Origin of the sequence: Variovorax nitratireducens, from assembly GCF_051216545.1 — a bacterium.
GTDB lineage: Bacteria > Pseudomonadota > Gammaproteobacteria > Burkholderiales > Burkholderiaceae_C > Variovorax.
In genome coordinates this window covers 111,084-128,498 of sequence record NZ_JBPJZO010000006.1, presented here as the reverse complement: position 1 = coordinate 128,498, position 17,415 = coordinate 111,084, and the positions used below count along the sequence as shown (strand labels likewise).

Here is a 17,415-nt window from a genome sequence, read left to right as displayed (position 1 = left end):
CCGCGTTGGGGTGGCGCCACCATCGGCCGCAAGTCGTATGCGGATGTAAGCGGTTGCCGACTAATTCCGGTTTTGGCCGATTTCTTTGTCCGGCTCACCCGCCGGACGGTGGCTCCGGCCAGGGGCGCTGCGCTTCGCGAATCAACTCGAAGGCTCGTGCGACGCGCAGCACGCCCAGGTCGTCGAAGCGCTGGCCCGCGATCTGCAGGCCGATCGGCAGATCGTCGGCGCTGTAGCCACAGTTGATCGACGCTGCCGGCTGCTCCGACATGTTGTAGGGCACGGTAAAGCCGATGTGCTCCAGCGGCCGCATCGGGTCGCCGGTGGGCGAGGCTGCTTCGGCCGCGGCCGGCATGTTGGGCGACACGGGTGAGATCACGTAGTCGAACTTGGTGCACGCCGCGACCGATGCGACGCGCGTGGCGTGGAACTGGCTGAAGGCGCGAAACACGTGCTCGCCGCCGAATCCGGCGGCACTCTCGGCCCATTCACGGATGTAGGGCAGCACTTGCGCGCGCTGGTCGGGTCGCAGCGCCTGCATGTCGACATGGGAGCGCATGCGCCACAGGTGATCCATGCCGTCGAGCATGGCTTGCGACATGAAAGGTTGCATCGTTTCGACGATGGCGCCGGCCTGCTCGAACAGGCGTGCGGCCTGCTCGACCGCGGCACGGATCTCGGGCTCGACCGCGAGGCCGCAGCCGGCGTCGAGCAGCAGGCCGATGCGCAGGCCGCGCAGGTGCTCGGCGTCGACGTCGTAGCCGGCCCAGTCGATGTCCTGCGGTGGCAGGTTCATGCTGTCGCGCGCATCGGGCCGGCTCAGCACCTGCATCATCAGCGCGGCGTCGCCCACGGTGCGCGTCATCGGGCCGGCGGCGCGGCCCATGTACGGCGGGTCGATCGGAATGCGGCCCAGGCTGGGCTTGAGCGTGAAGATGCCGCACCAGCTGGCCGGCAAGCGCAGCGAGCCGCCGATGTCGGTGCCGATGTGCAGCGGGCCGTAGCCGGCAGCGGCCGCCGCCCCGGCACCGGCGCTGGAGCCACCGGGCGTGCGGGTCAGATCCCACGGATTGCGCGCCAGCGTGTGGAAGCTCGACAGGCCCGACGACAACATGCCGTAGTCGGGCATGGTGGTCTTGCTGAAGATGACCGCGCCGGTTTCCTTCAGGCGTGCGGCCGGCGGTGCGTCGGCCGCCGCGGGTTTCAGGTCCACCGCTGCGGTGCCGGCCGGCAGCGGGTCGCCGCGCGTGGCGATGTTTTCCTTGATGGTGGCGGGCACGCCGTCGAGCGGGCCGAGCGGCGCGCCGTTGCGCCAGCGCGCCTCCGAGGCGCGCGCCTGGTCGAGCGCCGCGTCGGGGCGCAGCAGCCAGGTCGCCTGCAGGTGCGGCTCCCAGCGCGCGACGTGCGCCAGCACGTCCTGCGTGACCTCGACCGGCGAGAGCGTGCCCTCGCGGTAGGCTGCAACCAGTTCCTGCGCGCTCAGTTCATGCAGCGCCGTGCTCATCCCCAGGAAAGCGCAGACAGGTCATTGCAGAAGATCGGCATGTCCTTCCACAGCCCCTTCACGCCCTTCTTGGCGACGGTCGGGAACTGCGGCTGATACAGGAAGCCGTTGGCGGCGTCGGTGGCCAGCAGCTTCTGTGCATCACCCAGCAGCTTGTTGCGTTCGACCGTGTTGCCGGTGGCCTTGATCTTGTCGAACAGTGCAACGAACGCCTTCGAGTCGTAGCCCCAGTAGTACTCGGGCTTGGCGTAGTTGCCGAGGTCGAAGGGCTCGACGTGCGAAACGATCGTCAAGTCGTAGTTGTGGGGGCCGCCATAGGTGTTGCTGAGCCACTGCGCCCATTCGACGTTCTGCACCTTCACGGTGATGCCGATCTTGGCGAGCTGCGCCACGATCACCTCGCCGCCCTGCCGCGCGTAGGGCGGCGGCGGCAGTGTCATCGTGAGTTCGAGCGGGGTCTTGACGCCGGCCTCGGCCAGCAGCTTCTTGGCCTTCTCGATGTCGAAGGGATTGACGCCCGTAGTGTCCACGAAGCCGGGCGCACCCGGCACGTAGTGGCTGCCGATCGGCACGCCGAGGCCGTCGGCCGCGCCTTCGATGACGGCCTTGCGGTCGATCGCGGCCAGGATCGCACGGCGCACGCGCACGTCGTCGAGCGGCTTCTTCTTGCTGTTCAGGGCGAGGATGGTCTTGGCACGCGAGCCGCCCAGGATCACCTGGAACTGCGGGTTGGCCTTGAACTGCGGTACCACGCGCGTGCCGATGCGCTGGAACGCATCGACGTCGCCCGCAAGCATGGCGGCTGCCTGCGCGGCCGTGTCGGCGATGAAGCGGAAAGTCACCTTCTTGAGCTTGGCCTGCGCAGGGTTGCGGAAGCCGTCCCACTTGGTCAGCACCAGCGACGAGCCCTTGGCCCAGCTTTCGAGCTGGTAGGGCCCGGTGCCGACCGGCTTGGTGGCGTTGGTGTCAGCGCTCTTGGGCTCGACGATGACGGCGGTGGCCTGGCCGAGCACGAAGGGCAGGTCGGGGTCGATCTCCTTGTTGATCAGCACCACGGTGGCATCGTCCACCACCTGCGTGCTGAGGTTCGCGAAGGTGCGTTTGTCCTTGTTGGTGCTCTTCTCACCACCGGCGCGGTCGAAGCTGAACTTGACGGTCTGGGCATTGAAGGGCTCGCCGTTCTGGAACTTGACGCCGCGCTTGAGCTTGAAGGTGTAGGTCTTCAGGTCGGGCGAAACCTCCCAGCTTTCGGCCAGCAGCGGCGCCACGCTGCCGTCGGCGTTGATCTTGGTCAGCGTTTCCAGAATGTTGTACTGCACGACCTCGGCAATGGCGGCGGCGGCACCGGCGGTCGGATCGAGACCCGGCGGCTCGAGCGCCATGCCGAGCACCATCGCGTCTTTGCGACTCTGGGCGAATGCGAATTGCGGCAGGCTGGCGGCCAGTGCTGCGGAGGTGAGGACTGTGCGGCGATTCAACATGGTCAAGCTCCAGGACAAGAAGAAAGATAACGTTACATCATCCTGCGCGCCGGCGGTTCGGCGCGCGGAACGGCGGCCAGCAGGGCCTGCGTGTATGGATGCTGGGCCTGCGCAAAAAGCTGCTGCGGCGCTCCCCGCTCCACCACCAGGCCACGGTGCAGCACACAGACCTCGTCGCAGAGGTGGTTGACCACGGCGAGGTCGTGGCTGATCAGCAGGTAGCTGATGCCGAACTGCAGCTGCAAGTCCTGCATCAGGTTCAGCACCTGGGCCTGCACCGAGACGTCGAGCGCGCTGACCGGCTCGTCGGCCACGATCAGCTTGGGCCGGGTGATGAGGGCGCGCGCGATCGCAATGCGCTGGCGCTGGCCGCCTGAAAACTCGTGCGGGTACTTGTCGAGGTCGCTGGCGCGCAGGCCCACGGCCGCGAGCGACTCGCCGGCGCGCTCGCGCTGCACGGCGCGGCTGGTTTCGTCCAGGGCTTCGAGCGGTTCGGCCACGATGCGCGCGACGGTCTGGCGCGGGTCGAGCGAGCCATACGGATCCTGAAACACCATCTGCACGTCGCGCCGCGCCGCGCGCAACTCGGCGCGCGGCAGCGCATGCAGGTCGCGGCCCTGCAGCTTGACGCTGCCCGAGTTGGGGCGATCGAGTGCCATCACGAGCCGCGCGATGGTCGACTTGCCCGAGCCCGATTCGCCGACGATGCCGAGGCTGCGGCCCGGCTGCACGGCGAAGCTCACGCCGTTGAGCGCCTTCACCAGCGGCGGCGCGCCGAACAGCTTTTCGCGCGGCAGTTCGTAGTGGCGAACCAGGTCGGTGACTTCGAGCAGAGGCGCGCTCACAGGAAAACCTCCGCGCTTCGCGCTGCGGTGCGAGCTTGCTTGGGGCGGCCCGGCGCGGCGCTCATGCGGCCACTCCCGTGGCGGCCGCCACTTCGTCGAGCCGGATGCAGCGTACCTCGTGACCGTGCGGCAGCAGCGTGGCCGGCGGCGGCGTGGTGCGGCAGGCGTCGACCGTGAAGCTGCAGCGCCCGGCGAACGGGCAGCCCGGCGGCAGGTCGACCAGTTCGGGCACGCTGCCCTTGATGGTGGCGAGCCGCACGCCGCGCGGCGCACCCAGCGCCGGCCGCGCTGCAAACAGGCCCTGCGTGTACGGATGCAGGCGCGCGTCGAACACGGTTGCGGTCGGGCCGCTTTCGACCACGCTGCCGCCGTACATCACGAGCATCTTCGACACCGTCTGCGCGATCACGCCGAGGTCGTGCGAAATCAGGATCAGCGCCATGCCGCGCTCGGCCACCAGGCCCTGGATCAGGTCGAGGATCTGCTTCTGGATCGTCACGTCGAGCGCGGTGGTGGGCTCGTCGGCAATCAGCAGGTCGGGCCCGCAGGCGAGCGCCATCGCAATGCCGATGCGCTGGCGCTGGCCGCCCGAGAACTGGTGCGGATAGGCATCGAGCCGCGACGCCGCATCGGGGATGCCGACGCGGTCGAGCAGCGCGAGCGCTTCCTTGCGGGCGTCGGCACCCGAGAGGCCGCGGTGCAGGCGCAGCGGTTCGCCGACCTGGCGCGCGATGGTGTGCACCGGGTTCAGCGCGGTCATCGGCTCCTGGAAGATCATCCCGATGCGGTTGCCGCGGATTGCGCACATGCCGCGCTCGTCCATGCCGACAAGTTCCTGGCCATCGAAGCGGATGCTCCCGGTGATTTTGGCGCTGGCGGGCAGCAGGCCCATCAGCGACTGCACCGTGATCGACTTGCCGCAGCCCGACTCGCCCACGATGCCCAGCGTTTCGCCCCGCTCCAGCGAGAAGCCGATGCCGCGCACGGCCTCGGCCGGGCCGCGCTGGGTCTGCAGGCCGATGTGGAGGTCGTTGACTTCGAGCAGTGCCATCGTCGTTACCGTGCGCGTGCCAGGCGCGGGTCGAGCAAATCGCGCAGACCATCGCCGAGCAGGTTGAGGCCGAGCACCGCCAGGGCGATCGCCATGCCCGGGAACACCGCGAGCAACGGCGACTGGAACATCATGGTCTGCGCCTCGCTCAGCATGCGACCCCACGAAGGCTGCGGCGGCTGCGTGCCGAGGCCGAGGTAGGAGAGGGCGGCCTCGGCCAGGATCGCGATGGCGAACCGGATCGTGATCTGCACGATCAGCACGGCGGAAATGTTGGGCAGCACATGCTGCATGGTGATGGCGAACGCGCCCTTGCCGCAGGCGCGCGCGGCCGCGATGTACTCGCGCGACCAGATCGCGTTGGCCGAGGCGCGCGTGATGCGCGCGAAGGTCGGGATGTTGTAGATGCCGATCGCGACGATGGCGTTGACGATGCCGGCGCCGAACACCGCAGTCATCATGATGGCCGAAAGGATCGCGGGGAACGCCAGCGAGAAATCGGTGAACCGCATGATGGCTTCTTCGACCCAGCCGCGCTTCGCCGCAGCCAGCAGGCCCAGCGCGGTGCCGATCGTCAGGCCGATGCCGACGGCGATCATGCCGACCAGGATCGAGGCGCGCGCGCCGACCAGCAGCAGCGACGCGACGTCGCGGCCATAGGTATCGGTGCCGAGCCAGTGCGCGGCCGAGGGCGGCTGCAGCTTGCTCGGCAGATCCATCTCGTAGGGCGACCACGGCGTCCAGGCCAGCGACACCGCGGCCGCAACCAGCAGCAGCAACGTGAGCACGCCGCCGAGCACGAAGCTGCGATGCTGCAAGGCACGGCGCCAGAAGCCCGGCACCTTGAGCGCGGCAGCGCTCGGGACTGCGGCGCTGCTCATATGTCGGAAGCCTTGATGCGCGGGTCGATCACGGCGTACAGCACGTCAACCACGAAATTCACGATGACGACCATCGCCGCCAGCAGCATCACGCAGTTGCGCACCACGATCAGGTCGCGGTTGCTGATGGCCTGGAAAATCAGCCGGCCGAGGCCCGGCAGATAGAACACGTTCTCGACCACGATGGTGCCGGCCAGCAGCTCAGAGAACTGCATGCCCATCACCGTGACCACCGGAATCATCGCGTTGCGCAGCACATGCGTCCAGAGCACCGCGCGCTGGCTCACGCCCTTGGCGCGGGCGGTGCGCACGAAGTCTTCGCGCATCACCTCCAGCACGGCCGAACGCGTGATGCGCGCAAGGATCGCGGCCTGCACCACGGCCAGCGAAAGCGCCGGCAGCAGCAGCGATTTGAGGCCGGCGAAGATGCCTTCGTCCCACCCGTCGAAGCCGCCGGCCGAGAACCACTGCAACTGCACCGAGAACACCAGGATCAGCAGGATCGCGAACCAGAAATTGGGAATGGCGATGCCCACCTGCGTCAGCCCCATCAGGCCCACGTCACCGAGCTTGTTGTGGCGCGCCGCCGCGGTCACGCCGACCAACAGCGCGAGCACCGTGGTGAAGGCCATCGCCAGCAGCGCCAGCGGTACCGTCAGCGCCAGCCGCTCCAGGATGAGTTCCAGCACCGGCGAGCTGTATGCATAGCTGTCGCCCAGGTTGCCGGTGAGCATGCCGCCGATCCAGTGCCAGTAGCGCGTCCAGGCCGGCTGGTCGAGACCGAGCTTGGCGGCCAGGGCGGCCACGGCTTCGGGCGCAGCGTCGGGGCCCATCAGCAACTGCGCGGCGTTGCCAGGCAGGATCTCCAGCACCAGGAAAACGATGACCGAGGCCCCCATCAACGTGGCGATCAGGGTCAAGATGCGCTTGAAAAGAAACAGACTCATGGGGCGGGGCGCAGCATAACCCGGCGATGCAATGAACGTACCAAGGCTTTTGCGACGCGACGGATAATTGCGCCATGGCCCTCATGATCACCGACGAATGCATCAACTGCGATGTGTGCGAGCCCGAGTGCCCGAACGACGCGATCTACATGGGCGTGGAGATCTACGAGATCGACCCGCACAAATGCACCGAATGCGTCGGCCATTTCGACGAGCCGCAGTGCGTGCAGGTGTGTCCGGTGGCGTGCATTCCGGTGAACCCGGCGCATGTGGAAACGCGCGAGACGCTGTTCCAGAAGTTCGAGCGCCTGGCCGTCGCCAAGGCCACCCAGGCGGCCCCCAACGGCGCGGCCGGACTCACGCTCCCTTGAACTTCATGGTCGACTTGCGCGGTTCGCGATCCAGCTTGCGGATGCGCGCGCGCTCGAGCCGCTCGGCCGACGCGATGCGGCGTTCGGCCAGAGCATTGCGCTGGGCTTCGGCAGCGGCCTTGCGGTCGCGGTCGGCCGCGTCTTTTTCCTGCTTGAGCCGGGTGCGCTCCAGTTCGACACTGCGCACTTCGGCACGGCGTGTGGCGGCATCGGACGCGCGGCGATCGGCCTCGCTGCGGCTGTCGTCCACCTCCACCGCCTTGCCGCCTTTGCAGGGCTGGTCGGTGTAGGTGTTGCCGCAGCGCCAGGTTTCAGCGGCATGTGCGTCTGTGACGCCCGTCAGATGGGCGCAGATTGCTATCAAAAAAATAGCAACCGAGGTGGATGGCTTTGCCATTTCTGTTTTCTCTCCCTGTCTTTGGCGGCGACTTCGCTAGTCCGGAGCCGGTGCGCCGCCGTCACCGCCTCCGCCATTTTCATCCGGCTCGCGCCGAGGCGGTTTGGGCCGCGGCGGTTTGCTGGTGTGAATCTGCATCGTGGCCTTTTCCATCTCGCCAGCCACCAGCGCAGGCGCCGCATGCAGGGTGCGTGCGATCGCATCCTCGATTGCCTCGCGCTGCTCCTTGAGCGGCTTCTTGAGCACCCAGTTGACCACTTCGGCCTTGACGCCCGGATGCCCGATGCCAAGCCGCAGGCGCCAGTAGTCGCCGGTGCCGAGCTGTGCATGGATGTCGCGCAGGCCGTTGTGGCCCGCGTGGCTGCCGCCGAACTTGAGCTTGGCCTGTCCTGGCACCACGTCGAGCTCGTCGTGCACGACGAGGATCTCGTCCGGGGCGATCTTGAAGAAGCGCGCCAGCGCGCCGACCGATTTGCCCGACAGGTTCATGAAGGTCTGCGGCTCGAGCAGCCAGACGCTTTGGCCGGCGATGTTCGCGCGGGCTACGAGGCCGTGATAGCTGCGATCCGGCACCAGCGAAAGCTTCCAGTCGCGTGCCAGCGCATCGACCCACCAGAAGCCAGCGTTGTGCCGCGTGGCTTCGTATTCCGGGCCCGGATTGCCGAGGCCGACGAACAACTTGATCATGGTTCGGATTATCCCGCCCCCAAAGAAACGGCCCGCACGAGGCGGGCCGTTGATCTGCAGACGGGAAGAAGTGGATTACTTCTTGGCAGCCGGGGTCTTGGCGGCGGGCGTCTTTGCAGCGGGGGTCTTGGCAGCAGGCGCTGCCTTGCCACCCTTGCCGGCCGGCGCCGCAGCTGCACCGGCAGCTTCGGCACCTTCGGCGGCCGGAGCTTCTTCTTCATCGGCAGCCGGGGCCGTGGCCGAAGCCAGCACCGGGTTGACCTTGCCGTGGCTGACCCACTTCACGCCGCGCGGCAGCTTGATGTCCTTCAGCGTGACGGTGCCGTTCTTCTTCAGGCCCGACAGGTCGACTTCGATGAACTCTGGCAGTTCGGCCGGGAGGCAGTTCACTTCGAGTTCGGTCAAGACGTGGTTGACCAGGTTTTGCTCGAGCTTGACGGCGTCGGACTCTTCTTCACCCTTGAAGTGAAGCGGCACCTTCATGGTCATGCGGGTCTTGGCATCGACGCGCTGGAAGTCGATGTGTTGCACCAGCTGGCGGAACGGGTGGTACTGCACGTCGCGCAGCAGCACCTTGCTGACGGTGCCGCCGAGTTCCATTTCGAGGATGGAGGCGTGGAACGCTTCCTTCTTGAGGGCGTGCCAGAGCGCGTTGTGATCGATTTCGATCAGTTGCGGCTGGGTGTCGCCACCGTAGACGATACCGGGCGTCTTGCCCGAGATGCGGAGACGGCGGCTCGCACCCGTGCCCTGCAGTGCGCGCTCAAAAGCGACGAATTTCATAACTAACTCCTGTGGGAGTCCACCGCGACCAGTGCGACTCCATTGCAAAAAGGCTCACCCGAAGGGAGCCCGCCTTTTGTTCAGAACAAGTTCTCTTGATCCGAAAACAAACTCATCACCGACTCGCCCTTGGCAATGCGCTGGATCGTCTCGGCGATCAGCGGTGCCACGGACAGCTGGCGGATCTTTCCGCAGGCCAGCGCCGTGTCGGAAAGAGGAATGGTGTTGGTGACGACCACTTCGTCGAGCGCCGAGCCCTGCGTGATGCGCTCGATCGCCGGGCCCGAAAAAATCGGGTGCGTGCAGTACGCGTACACCTTCTTGGCGCCGCGCTCCTTGAGCACCTCGGCGGCTTTGACCAGCGTGCCGGCCGTGTCGATCATGTCGTCCATGATCACGCAGTTGCGGCCGTCGATTTCGCCGATCACGTGCATGACCTCGCTCACGTTGGCGCGTGGACGGCGCTTGTCGATGATCGCGAGATCGCAATTGAGTTGCTTGGCCAGCGCACGGGCGCGCACCACGCCGCCAACGTCGGGCGAGACCACGATCAGGTCTTCGTAGTTTTGCAACCGCAGGTCGCCCAGCAGCACCGGGGACGCATAGATGTTGTCGACCGGAATGTCGAAGAAGCCCTGGATCTGGTCGGCATGCAGATCCATCGTCAGCACGCGCGCCACGCCCACCGTTTCCAGCAGGTTGGCCACCACCTTGGCCGAGATCGGCACCCGGCTCGAGCGCGGGCGGCGATCCTGACGCGCGTAGCCGTAGTAGGGAATCACGGCGCTGATGCGCTCGGCCGAAGCCCGCTTGAGCGCGTCGACCATGATGAGCAGCTCCATCAGGTTCTCGTTGGTCGGCGCGCAGGTTGACTGCACTACGAACACATCGCGCGCCCGGACGTTCTGGTTGATTTCGACCGTGACTTCGCCATCGGAGAAACGGCCCACACGGGCCGCGCCGAGCGAAGTGCCCAGGTTGTGCGCAATCTCGGCTGCGAGGCCCGGATTGGCATTGCCGGTGAAAACCATGAAATCAGGGTGCTGAACCTGCATGAGTGCGTTCCGGCAATTCGAAAAAGCCCTCCGAAGAGGGCCGCCAAGGGTCTTGAAATCCCCCGCAGCCGGCCGGCTACGGGTAAATGTTTGGCAGGGGAAGAAGGATTCGAACCTTCGCATGCTGGAATCAAAATCCAGTGCCTTAACCAGCTTGGCGACTCCCCTACACGGGTCGATGAAAGGTCTCTTGTGGAGACAGACCACCAACCTATGAAATGTCGCTGGCTGCCCACCCGGCCAGGGGATGAACAGCCATGTTGCTGCACTGGCGAACCAGCCAGCCCGGGGGGGCATCGGCCAGATCCGCTTCATGCGGCATCGTTGCGAACACGGCACTTCCGGAGCCGGTCATCCGGCCTTGCAAGTCATGCGACCCCAGCCATTCGATGGCTTGGGTCACCGCCGGGCAAAGCCTTTGGGCAACCGGCTGCAAGTCGTTGTGCCCGAAATCGAATGCATCGAGATCGTTGGCGCCATGTTTTGCAGCGAAGCCTGCGATTATAGCAGCCGGCGTGGCGCGTTGAAGTTCCGGCGCAGCAAAAATGAGACGTGTGTCGAGCCCCTCGGGCGGTTTCACCACACAAAAGCGGGCTGGCGCCAGCGCGATCGGCGTGATGCGCTCGCCGATGCCTTCGACCCATGCGTTGCGCCCGCGAAGGAAAAACGGCACGTCGGCGCCGAGCGCCAGGCCGATCTGTTCGAGCCGGGATAGCGGCAGGTTCAAGCCCCAAAGCCGGTTCAGCGCCAGCAGGCAGGTGGCCGCATCCGAAGAGCCGCCGCCCATGCCTGCCTGCACCGGAATGTGCTTGGCGACACCGATGTGCGCGCCCTGATCCGGCTTGGCAAAAGCCTGCAATGCGCGCGCGGCGCGCAGCACCAGGTCTTCCGGCGGCAAGGCCGTCGTCAGGTCTTCGCGCGTCAGCTGGCCATCGTCGCGCAGCTCGATGTGCAGCGTGTCGCACCAGTCGATCAGCATGAAGACCGACTGCAGCAGGTGATAGCCGTCGTCGCGCCGTCCGGTGATGTGCAGGAAAAGATTGAGCTTGGCGGGCGCCGGCAGGTCGTACAGCGCCTTCATGACCGTTCGAAAACGATGCGCAGATCGGCGCCGGGCTGTGGCGATTGCCGCGTCGCCTGCAGCCGTCCGCCGGCAAACTGGCTCAGATCGGCGCGCCAGCCGGGCACGGGCTCGTCGCGTCCGGCCAGCCAGCCGAACAGCGCGCCGACCGGGATCGCCGCGCCGGTTGCGGCCTCGATCAGCGCGTCGACGGATTCATACCGCTTTGTCTGGCTGCCATTTTTCAGCAGCGCCTGGCCCGGCGACCACTGCAGCACGGCCAGCGTATTGCCGATCGGCGTGGTCAGCGTGAGTTCGCCGGCTTGCGGTGTGCCGCGCAGATCGAACACGGCCGAGAAGGTTTGTACTGGCTCGCTGTCGATGCGCAGCGCGAGGCGGCCGCTCCAGGACTCGCTGCTTTGCGAGCCAAGGCGGACTCCAGCACTCGGCGGGCTTGCGCAGCCTGCTATAAAAAAGAGAGCGGCGGGGCTGGCGACGAGTGCCGTGCGGCGGTTCACAACTTGACGCGCAGGCGCTTGAGCGTTTCCTGCAGTGTCTCGTTGTCGGCGTCTGCCAGCGAGGCTTCCTTCCACACAGCCACCGCGCGATCGCGCTTGCCGGCAGCCCAGAGCACTTCGCCCAGATGGGCGGCGATCTCGGGGTCGGGCCGGCGTTTGTAGGCCGCTTCGAGGATGCGCGAGGCCTCTTCCATGTTGCCCAGCCGGTATTCGACCCAGCCGAGGCTGTCGGCGATGAAGGGGTCGTCCGGCGCCAATTGCACCGCCTTCTGGATCAGCGTGCGCGCCTCTTCCAGCCGCACCTTGCGATCGGCCAACGAGTAGCCGAGCGCGTTGTAGGCGTTCTGGTTGTCTGGTTTGAGCTCGATCAGGCGACGCAGCAGGCGCTCCATTTCATCCATGCGGTTGAGCTTCTCGGCAACCATCGCCTGGTCGTACAGCAGGTCACCGTCTTCGGGCGCCGCGGCGCTGGCCTTCAACAGCATGTCGTAAGCCGGCTGGTACTGCTTGGCATCGCGCAGCAGTTGGACTTCTGCCAGGAATTTCTGCTTCTTGTCGTCGGCATTGCGTTCGGGCAGCGCGCGCACCAGGTCGCGCGCCTGCTGCAGCTTGCCCTGGCGCGCCAGCAAGGATGCGCGGCGGGCCTGGGTGCCGACCAGATCGTCGCCGTTGTCGATCTTTGCGAGCCAGTTCTCGGCACCCACGAAGTCCTTGCGGCGTTCTGCGAGTTGTGACAGCAGCAGGTACGCCTGGGTCAATCCGCGCTTGCGCTCGTCGGCGTCGGCCTGGCCATTCGCCAGTTCGACGTAGCGCTTGAGGGAGGTTTCGGCCGCCGCGTCCTGGCGGGCTTGCGCCTGCAGCGAGCCGAGCAGTACCCAGGGGTCGGGCAGATCGGGACGCTCGACGGTGAGCTTGGTGAGTTCGGCGCTCGATTCCGCGAAGCGTCGGCCCTCGGCCAGTGCGCGTGCATAGCCCATGCGGACTTCGGGCTGCGCCTTGGGCGTGGCAAGGTAGCGTTTGACGATGGGCTCGGCCAGCGGCTGGCCCGGATCGATCAGGTCGACCGCGAGGATGGCCGGGCCGTCGGACGCGGGATCGGCTTCCTGGCCCTTGAGTGCGGCGTCGAGCGCGCCGGACGGGTCGCCGGCCACCAGGCGCAGCCGACCGATCGTGGCCCAGGCGAGGCCGGCGGTGGCCGGGTTTTTAATTTCGTCGACCAGCGCGCGCTCCACCACCGAGGCGGCGAGCTTCTTGTCCGTGGCGCGCGCGTAGGTGCGCGCAACAACCGTCATCAGGAACGGGTGTTCGATCCGGGGCGTGGCCGCGAACTCGGCGCGCAGCGGCTCCACCGTGTCGGCCAGTCGATTCAGGGCGATCAGGATCTGCAACTCAATGCGGCGCGCATCGCGCGAGTCGGGTTGAGCCTGCTTCCAGGCGCGGGCGGCGGCCAGAGCCGTATCCCCGGAGCGCGTTTGCAGCGCCAATTCGACGGTGCGCTGGTACAGCCGCGGGTCACGCGTGCGTCGTGCAGCCTCGAGCATCAGCGCGGCACCGTCGGTCGCGTCGCCCGAACGGGCGGTCATTTCGCCGACCAGCACGTTGAAGAACAACTCTGCCGTGAGCGCAGAAGGGGTTGCGTCTGGCTTCGGTTCCGCCTTGGCCGCAGCCGAGTCCGCGGGCGCGCCAGAAGGCTCGACGATCGGTGCCGGGCTGGTCGGCGCGGACGGGTCGCTGGGGGAATTGGGTGCGGGCACGGTCTGCGCATGCGCCGCAAGGGCGAGCAACACGAGAGATGCGGCCGCCGCAAGGCGGAGTCGGCGGGGCAGTGGGGTCATCGGAACCATAATAATCCAAGGTTTTTGTGTGACCAACGCGTGGGCTACAGGTTCCTGCGTGATTTAGTGTCAGCCCTTCTGCCCATGCCGGAACTCCCCGAAGTCGAAGTCACGCGTCTTGGTTTTGCCAACCGTATTGCCGGCGCCCGCGTCGAGGCGGTGCGCGTGGGCAAGCCTTTGCGCTGGGCGCTCGCGGTCGACCCGCTGGCGCTCGTGGGCCGGACGGTGCTCGCGGTGCGACGGCGCGGAAAATATCTGCTGGTCGATCTGGATAAAGGCCTGTTGCTGCTGCACTTGGGCATGTCCGGCAGTCTGCGCTTCAGCCAGGATCCGCCGCCGGCCGGCGCGCATGACCATTTCGACCTGGTCACCAGCCACGGGACGCTGCGGCTCAACGACCCGCGCCGTTTCGGCGCCGTGGTCTACGCGCAGGACGAGGCCGCGCCGCTGGCCGTGAAACTGCTGGGCAAGCTCGGCGTCGAGCCGCTGGGCGATGGTTTCGATCTCGCGCTGTTCCACGCCGGCTTGCAAAAGCGCCAGTCCGCCATCAAGCAGGTACTGCTCGCCGGTGATCTGGTGGTGGGCGTGGGCAACATCTATGCGTCGGAGGCGCTGTTCCTGGCGGCCATCCGGCCGACGCTGGCCGCCTCGCGCATCAGCAGGCCGCGCGCTGCGCGCCTGCACGCCGCGGTGCGTGAAATCCTGGCGCGTGCGGTCGAACGGGGCGGCAGCACGCTGCGGGACTTCACCAACATCGACGGGCAAAGCGGCTATTTCCAACTGGAAGCCACGGTTTACGGGCGAGCCGGCGAGCCGTGTCGGGTGTGCGGAACGTCGATCCGCCAGATTCGTCAGGGCCAGCGGTCGACGTTTTTCTGCCCAAACTGTCAAAAGTATTAGTGAAAGCCCGACAAGCGGCACTGTTGCCTACCCGCGCGGTCGGGCGCCGGTGCTATATTTTGTAAGTTCAAATTTACATTCTGCTTTGAGCCGCTCCTTCAATCAGCAATTCGACCAGCATGGCGCCTGGCGTCGGAATTTCGCGCACCGGCTCAAATGGCTCTCTGGCTGGCTCAACGAAAACGAGCTGCTCGACCAGGCCGTTGCAGAACGGATGCGCGACCTCGAAGCGCAGATGCGCACCAGCAAGGTCATGGTGGCTTTCGTGGCCGAGTTCTCGCGCGGCAAATCGGAACTCATCAACGCAATCTTCTTTGCCGGCTACGGCCGTCGCATCATGCCGGCCAGCGCCGGCCGCACCACGATGTGCCCGACCGAGCTGGGCTATGACCCGGCCACCGTGCCGAGCCTTCGGCTGCTGCCGATCGAAACCCGTCTCGAATCCCATTCGCTCACCCATTGGCGCGAGGACAAGACCCGCTGGACTGAACTGAAGATCGACGTGGACGACGCCGAGCAGCTGGCCGAAGCAATGCACAAGGTTGCCGAGGTCAATTGGGTGTCGCTGGGCGAAGCCCGCGCACTCGGCTTCTGGAGCGACGACGACACCGAAGACAACCCGGTGCCCGACGCCGAAGGCCGCGTCGAGATTCCGCGCTGGCGCCACGCGGTGCTCAACATGCCGCATCCGCTGCTGGAGCAGGGGCTGGTCATTCTCGACACGCCCGGTCTCAACGCGATCGGCGCCGAACCCGAACTGACGGTGAGCCTGATCCCGCAGGCCCATGCGGTGGTGTTCATCCTCGGGGCCGACACCGGCGTGACGCGCTCCGACCTGTCGATCTGGCGCGAACACCTGATCACCGAAGGCGACCCGGGCGAAACGCGCATCGTGGTGCTCAACAAGATCGACACGATGTGGGACATCCTCAGCACGCCGGAACAGATCGACGCGCAGATCGAGCGCCAGCGCACGGGCGCGGCGGAGTTGCTCGGCGTGCCGTTGTCGCAGGTGCTGCCCGTCTCTGCGCAAAAGGGCTTGCAAGCCAAGATTCGCCACGACCCGCCGCTGCTGCAGGCCAGCCGGCTGCCGGCGCTCGAAGCAGTGCTCGGCGAAGGCTTGCTCGGCAAGCGCGAAACCATGCTGCGAGGCGCGGTCGACAACGGCATCGGCGCCCTGCGCACCGAAGCCACGCGCATTCTCAACGTGCGCCAGCGCGATCTGTCGGAGCAGGCGCTCGAACTGCAGGGCTTGCGTGGCAAGAATGTGTCGGTGATCCGGCACATGCGCACCCGCATCGAGCAGGAGCAAAACGAGTTCGAGGGCAGCAACGCGCGCATCCTGGCCTTGCGCTCGGTGCAGGGCAAGCTGCTGCGCGAGGTGTATGCGGTGCTCGGCAGCACGGCGCTCAAGGCCGACATGGGCCGGCTTGCTGCCGCGCTCAAGCGCCCCGGCATCAAGTTCAATGTGCGCAAGGTGTACGGTGAAACTTTCGATGCGCTGCGCAACAACCTGCGCGAGGTGCAGACCACCACGGCCGAAATCCAGGCCATGCTGCATGCCACTTTCCGTCAACTCAATTCAGAGCACGGCTTCACGCTGCTGGCACCGTCCGAGCCTGACCTGATGGAGTTCCAGAAGCAGCTCACCCAGATCGAGAAGAGCCACACGCAGTACCTCGGCGTCGGCAACCTGCTCAAGCTGGCGCAGCCCGAGTTCTGCGACAAACTGGTCCGCGCGCTCGCGAGCCGGCTGCGCGTGGTGAACGAGGCTGCCATGAGCGAGGTCGAGCGCTGGAGCAAGGGCGCCGGCGCCCAGCTCGACGCTCAGCTGAAAGAACGCCGCCGCAACTTCAGCCGACGCATCGAGGCGGTCGACCGGATCCAGCACGCTGCCGGCAACCTCGACGAACGACTCGCCGAACTGGCCGCACAGGAAAACGGCCTGGCCGAACTGCATCGCCGGCTGCGCGAGCTCACCTCGCTGCTGACCAGCAACGAGGCGCCAACCTCCTCGCGCACCGAGCTTCGTGCCGCCTGAGCGGACGGCCGCCGCTTCGGCGGTAGCAGACGGGTTCTCCGAACGCGTGGTGCATTGGCAGCGCAGCCACGGCCGCAGCGAACTGCCCTGGCAAAACACCCGCGACCCCTACCGTGTCTGGCTGTCCGAAGTCATGCTGCAGCAGACGCAGGTGTCGTCCGTGCTCGGCTACTTCGACCGCTTTCTCGCGCGTTTTCCGACCGTGGCCGAATTGGCGGCGGCGGGCGAGGATGAAGTGTTCGGTCTCTGGAGCGGCCTGGGGTACTACAGCCGCGCCCGCAACATGCACCGTTGCGCGCAGGAGGTGATGGCGCGCTTCGGGGGCACGTTTCCGCGGCGGGCCGAGCAGCTTGTCACGCTGCCCGGCATCGGCCGCTCGACCGCGGCGGCGATCGCGGCTTTCTGCTTCGGCGAGCGTGTCGCGATCCTCGACGGCAACGTCAAGCGCGTGTTGACGCGGGTACTTGGATTCGACGCGGATCTGTCGGTCAGCGCCAACGAGCGCACGCTGTGGAACGCGGCGACCGAGCTGTTGCCGCCGGCTGGTGCGCAAGCCGGTGCGATCGAGCGCTACACGCAGGGCCTGATGGATCTTGGCGCCACGGTCTGCCTGCCCCGCAAACCGAGCTGCATGCTCTGCCCGGCCCATGAGATCTGCGTGGCCCGGCAGCAGGGCACGCCCGAAAACTACCCGGTCAGGACGCGCAAGCTCAAGCGCAGCGCGCAATCGCTCTGGCTGCTGCTGGCGCGCGATGGCGCAGGCCGCAGCTGGCTCGAGAAGCGCCCGGCGCGCGGCATCTGGGCGGGCTTGTATTGCCTGCCGGTGTTCGACAGCCATGCCGCGCTGCTCGAAGCCTTGCCCGTGCAACTGCGTGGGTCGGTACGCGATGGGGCGCCGTTTCTGCACGTGCTGACGCACAAGGATCTGCACCTGCATCCGGTGCTTGCGAGCGGTGACACCAAATCGGTGATGCCCGGAGCGGGGCAGTGGTTTGCACCGGATACATGGGAAGGCCTGGGCCTGCCGGCGCCGGTGCGCAAGCTGCTTTCAGCCTGAGA

The 17,415-nt window shown here is 66.6% G+C and carries 17 protein-coding genes and 1 tRNA gene; 4 read left to right on the top strand and 14 right to left on the bottom strand.

Features of this window, described 5'->3' with window-relative positions:
- Positions 1–94 precede the first annotated feature (94 nt).
- The 6 genes from ACSFA8_RS16585 to ACSFA8_RS16560 form a co-directional block, all read right to left on the bottom strand.
- On the bottom strand, positions 95–1,504 hold the full coding sequence (locus ACSFA8_RS16585; RefSeq protein WP_435480597.1) for an amidase: 1,410 nt from the start codon (positions 1,502–1,504) through the stop codon (positions 95–97).
- On the bottom strand, positions 1,501–2,985 hold the full coding sequence (locus ACSFA8_RS16580) for an ABC transporter substrate-binding protein (RefSeq protein WP_435480596.1): 1,485 nt from the start codon (positions 2,983–2,985) through the stop codon (positions 1,501–1,503). Before ACSFA8_RS16580 ends, ACSFA8_RS16585 begins: the two co-directional genes overlap by 4 nt.
- A gap of 32 nt (positions 2,986–3,017) precedes the next feature.
- Positions 3,018–3,830, bottom strand: a complete 813-nt coding sequence (locus tag ACSFA8_RS16575; RefSeq protein ID WP_435480595.1) for an ATP-binding cassette domain-containing protein — start codon at positions 3,828–3,830, stop codon at positions 3,018–3,020.
- Between the two features lie 61 nt (positions 3,831–3,891).
- Positions 3,892–4,881: an ABC transporter ATP-binding protein gene (locus ACSFA8_RS16570; protein ID WP_435480594.1), complete on the bottom strand. Its 990-nt coding sequence runs from the start codon at positions 4,879–4,881 to the stop codon at positions 3,892–3,894.
- 5 nt (positions 4,882–4,886) lie between these two features.
- Positions 4,887–5,762 (bottom strand): ABC transporter permease, encoded by an 876-nt coding sequence (locus ACSFA8_RS16565; protein ID WP_435480593.1) that lies wholly within the window; start codon positions 5,760–5,762, stop codon positions 4,887–4,889.
- The gene (locus tag ACSFA8_RS16560; RefSeq protein ID WP_435480592.1) at positions 5,759–6,709 is read right to left on the bottom strand and encodes an ABC transporter permease; all 951 of its coding nucleotides are present in this window, start codon (positions 6,707–6,709) and stop codon (positions 5,759–5,761) included. Before ACSFA8_RS16560 ends, ACSFA8_RS16565 begins: the two co-directional genes overlap by 4 nt.
- A gap of 74 nt (positions 6,710–6,783) precedes the next feature.
- On the opposite strand from ACSFA8_RS16560, the gene ACSFA8_RS16555 reads away from it, so the two are divergent.
- The gene (locus ACSFA8_RS16555; protein WP_435480591.1) at positions 6,784–7,080 is read left to right on the top strand and encodes a YfhL family 4Fe-4S dicluster ferredoxin; all 297 of its coding nucleotides are present in this window, start codon (positions 6,784–6,786) and stop codon (positions 7,078–7,080) included.
- On the opposite strand, the gene ACSFA8_RS16550 is transcribed toward ACSFA8_RS16555, so the two are convergent.
- The 8 genes from ACSFA8_RS16550 to ACSFA8_RS16515 all read right to left on the bottom strand — a co-directional run bounded on the left by ACSFA8_RS16550 (position 7,067) and on the right by ACSFA8_RS16515 (position 13,415).
- Positions 7,067–7,477 carry a hypothetical protein gene (locus ACSFA8_RS16550; protein ID WP_435480590.1) on the bottom strand — a complete coding sequence of 137 codons (411 nt, stop codon included), beginning with the start codon at positions 7,475–7,477 and terminating at the stop codon, positions 7,067–7,069. The genes ACSFA8_RS16555 and ACSFA8_RS16550 overlap by 14 nt on opposite strands.
- 36 nt (positions 7,478–7,513) lie before the next feature.
- Positions 7,514–8,164: an aminoacyl-tRNA hydrolase gene (pth, locus tag ACSFA8_RS16545; protein ID WP_435480589.1), complete on the bottom strand. Its 651-nt coding sequence runs from the start codon at positions 8,162–8,164 to the stop codon at positions 7,514–7,516.
- A 75-nt stretch (positions 8,165–8,239) separates the two neighbouring features.
- Complete coding sequence (locus ACSFA8_RS16540) at positions 8,240–8,947, bottom strand: 50S ribosomal protein L25/general stress protein Ctc (RefSeq protein ID WP_435480588.1); 708 nt, start codon at positions 8,945–8,947, stop codon at positions 8,240–8,242.
- A gap of 80 nt (positions 8,948–9,027) precedes the next feature.
- Positions 9,028–10,002, bottom strand: coding sequence for a ribose-phosphate pyrophosphokinase (locus ACSFA8_RS16535; protein WP_435480587.1), 975 nt, complete (start codon positions 10,000–10,002; stop codon positions 9,028–9,030).
- A gap of 91 nt (positions 10,003–10,093) precedes the next feature.
- Positions 10,094–10,170 (bottom strand) — tRNA-Gln (locus ACSFA8_RS16530).
- A 43-nt stretch (positions 10,171–10,213) separates the two neighbouring features.
- Positions 10,214–11,083, bottom strand: a complete 870-nt coding sequence (ispE, locus tag ACSFA8_RS16525; protein ID WP_435480586.1) for a 4-(cytidine 5'-diphospho)-2-C-methyl-D-erythritol kinase — start codon at positions 11,081–11,083, stop codon at positions 10,214–10,216.
- Positions 11,080–11,580 (bottom strand): lipoprotein insertase outer membrane protein LolB, encoded by a 501-nt coding sequence (locus tag ACSFA8_RS16520; RefSeq protein WP_435480585.1) that lies wholly within the window; start codon positions 11,578–11,580, stop codon positions 11,080–11,082. Before ACSFA8_RS16520 ends, ispE begins: the two co-directional genes overlap by 4 nt.
- Positions 11,577–13,415: a tetratricopeptide repeat protein gene (locus ACSFA8_RS16515; protein WP_435480584.1), complete on the bottom strand. Its 1,839-nt coding sequence runs from the start codon at positions 13,413–13,415 to the stop codon at positions 11,577–11,579. The genes ACSFA8_RS16520 and ACSFA8_RS16515 overlap by 4 nt, the downstream gene beginning before the upstream one ends.
- 84 nt (positions 13,416–13,499) lie before the next feature.
- On the opposite strand from ACSFA8_RS16515, the gene mutM reads away from it, so the two are divergent.
- The 3 genes from mutM to mutY all read left to right on the top strand — a co-directional run bounded on the left by mutM (position 13,500) and on the right by mutY (position 17,413).
- Complete coding sequence (gene mutM, locus ACSFA8_RS16510) at positions 13,500–14,315, top strand: bifunctional DNA-formamidopyrimidine glycosylase/DNA-(apurinic or apyrimidinic site) lyase (protein ID WP_435480583.1); 816 nt, start codon at positions 13,500–13,502, stop codon at positions 14,313–14,315.
- 85 nt (positions 14,316–14,400) lie between these two features.
- On the top strand, positions 14,401–16,356 hold the full coding sequence (locus ACSFA8_RS16505) for a dynamin family protein (protein ID WP_435480582.1): 1,956 nt from the start codon (positions 14,401–14,403) through the stop codon (positions 16,354–16,356).
- Positions 16,346–17,413: an A/G-specific adenine glycosylase gene (mutY, locus tag ACSFA8_RS16500; RefSeq protein WP_435480581.1), complete on the top strand. Its 1,068-nt coding sequence runs from the start codon at positions 16,346–16,348 to the stop codon at positions 17,411–17,413. The genes ACSFA8_RS16505 and mutY overlap by 11 nt, the downstream gene beginning before the upstream one ends.
- The last annotated feature ends 2 nt before the right edge of the window (positions 17,414–17,415 follow it).